Source organism: Neptunomonas sp. (assembly GCF_041601355.1).
In the GTDB taxonomy this organism is placed as follows: Bacteria; Pseudomonadota; Gammaproteobacteria; order Pseudomonadales; family Balneatricaceae; genus Neptunomonas.
Map to the genome: position 1 here is coordinate 1 of NZ_JBFIIH010000242.1, position 2,584 is coordinate 2,584.

Sequence of the window (2,584 nt, forward strand, 5' to 3'; positions counted from 1 at the left end):
AAAAGGCTTTGCACTGGAAGATGCGCTGCTGACCGGAGTCGAAACCCGCACCTCTGCGCCTATCTGCATCAAACGCGGCAAAGATTTCCAGAGTATCAATACTCATGGTCTGTTTCCGGCGGGTGAAGGTGCAGGTTATGCCGGTGGTATCATGTCAGCAGCAATCGATGGTATTAAAATCGCAGAAGCCATGGCGCTGAGCCTTAATAGTCAACATGAGTAGCCAGCACAGCCGCCACCGCTGGTAAGGAGTAACGTATGTACGTACTAATGGATATCATGGTATCGCCCAGCGGCGTAGGTGTCTCCATTTCACCTTATGTGGCTATGTGCCAGAAGATTTTTGAAGAAGCAGGGCTGACCCACAGCATGCATGGCTACGGCACCAACGTAGAAGGCGAATGGGATGATGTGATGGCGGCGGTGAAGCGTTGCCATGAAGATCTTCACGAAGCTGGCGCCGTGCGTATTATCAGCCATATGAAGCTGGGAACGCGCACAGACCGTATGCAAACCATGGAAGATAAAGTCAGCAGTGTTCGGGAAAAAAGAGCTCATGAAAAAATAGCTCAGGATGAAAGTTCTCAGGACAAAACAGCTCAGACAAAGCCAGTTGCTGAATAGCTGCTACACATACTGTCATATTTGATCCGCTGGCCTGCCACACTCAGATCAGCGAACTTTTCTTTGAAATATGGTCATTTCTCTGCCTGTTTCATTCGGCCGCAGAGGAGCGCGTATGCCTGATTCTGGCTTCAATTTTTTTGAAAAAGTGAGGGTGATGGATAACCCAGCCCCCCATAAAGCCAATCAGACTGCCCAGCGTAATATCAACTAAGCGGAAATAAACTAAACGTTCAGAAAGCATATCTTCCATCGCCGCACCCGCCATAATGATTGTCAAGGGTGTGATAAAAATAACAGCCAGGCCGTAATTTCTGACGATCAGGAGTTCGATAAAAAATTGCAGCACAAAAATCCATAGTGCCAGCTCCCATTGATTGATTGGCAGTGAAAAAATAAGCGCCGCCACGACTAAGCCTATTGCGGTGCCGATAATGCGGTGAATCTGTCGGTGCCAAACCTGTCTGAAGGTTGCTCCCTGCAGAATGGCCGTGCAGGAGATGGGCACCCAGTAGGGGTTTTCCAGGCCAATTAGTAACGCAACGAGATAAGACAGCCCTATAAAGCAGGCGATGACGGCAGACTCCAGCATAATCGCGATTATGTTCGGGTCGCCTTGAGGGATGACATCTGTGATCGGGGTTTTTTGTACGGTATAGACGCTGTAAAAAAAAGCTAACAGGCACGAAAGCATGCCCCCCAGCACAATGATCCCGACTCGCATCGGAAGCAGTGCCAGATCAAAGGGCATGATGGTGGCTAACGAAGCGATCATGATAAAAAACATATTGCCCGGCGGCGGTAGGGCATAATATCGAACAATCACCGTTACCAGCATGGCGATACAGGTTAAAGTAAACGCAGAGAGAAACGGGTTGAAGCTGGTGCTGACTCCCAATGCAAAACATACCGAAAATCCAAAAGAACACACAACAAGCGTCAGCATGCGGTGAGTAATACTGGTTTGTGGGAGGTAGACAACCACTAAGGCTCCCATGCTACCAAGCACACCGTAATCAAAATGTCCTAGTAATGCCCCTATTAACGCCGGTATGCCCACGCAGAAACAGGATAGTAGCGGCAGATGCCAGGGACGGGCGGTCTTATTCATAACGAGTAAGGATTTTATGTCCTGGAGTATCCGGTTTTTCAAAGACATGGGTAGCTCTTTCGGTTCGGTCGTCATAAGGAAATACCACTTCAAAATAGCGGAGCAGCGAGTAGGAAATAGCCAGATTATCATATCCGCAAAGCGCCGGGGGATTGTATCTATGCGCTCAGAGTCGCTTTGTATACTTTTCTGAGTGAAAAATAAGCAGTGGCTGAATCGCTGCTATGCTGGGCTTTAGACGAGATGTTCAGTTGAAATAGACACACTTATCCACAGGAAGTGTGAGTATCTTTATTTGTCATCATTGTTATCACTATGCCTGCCTCGATGGGCGCAATTGTTGTTGATTGCTTTGATAAAGAGTAAAACTCTGCCTGAGTTTGAAAACCTCTGTTTGAAAACAGCGGTTATATAACGGAACTGCTGGCCCTACTTTAGCGTCGAAGCATCATACCGTTAGGTAACAAGCCATTAATACAAGCCTTTACAACAAGACACTTTCAAGCGGGGACGCACACATGACAGAAGACACAAGCCAACTCATTACACAACAACGCGCGGTGCTGGCAGGAGGTTGTTTTTGGGGTATGCAGGATCTGATTCGAAAGTTGCCGGGTGTTATGGCGACGCGGGTCGGTTATACCGGTGGTGATGTGCCCAATGCGACGTATCGTAATCATGGGACGCACGCGGAGGGTATTGAGATTCTATTCGACCCTGAGCAGATCTCTTACCGTGGTATTCTGGAATTATTTTTCCAGATTCATGACCCTACAACGCCTAACCGGCAGGGGAATGATCAGGGGATGTCGTATCGTTCGGCCATTTATTATGTGAACGAAGAGCAAA

General features: G+C 48.0%; 3 protein-coding genes and 1 pseudogene. 3 read left to right on the forward strand and 1 reads right to left on the reverse strand.

What is annotated here, in order from left to right:
* A pseudogene (locus ABY436_RS19885) lies at nt 1-223 on the forward strand (hypothetical protein); the annotation flags it as partial.
* Nucleotides 224-258: 35 nt separating this feature from the next.
* Complete coding sequence (locus tag ABY436_RS19890) at nt 259-624, forward strand: MTH1187 family thiamine-binding protein (protein WP_372740662.1); 366 nt, start codon at nt 259-261, stop codon at nt 622-624.
* Between the two features lie 91 nt (nt 625-715).
* Here ABY436_RS19890 and ABY436_RS19895 read toward each other — a convergent pair whose 3' ends face one another.
* Complete coding sequence (locus ABY436_RS19895; protein WP_372740663.1) at nt 716-1,810, reverse strand: FUSC family protein; 1,095 nt, start codon at nt 1,808-1,810, stop codon at nt 716-718.
* A 443-nt stretch (nt 1,811-2,253) separates the two neighbouring features.
* Between ABY436_RS19895 and msrA the strand changes: the two genes are divergently transcribed.
* Nucleotides 2,254-2,584 (forward strand): peptide-methionine (S)-S-oxide reductase MsrA (gene msrA / locus ABY436_RS19900; protein ID WP_372740664.1); only part of this gene is annotated, 331 nt, incomplete at its 3' end.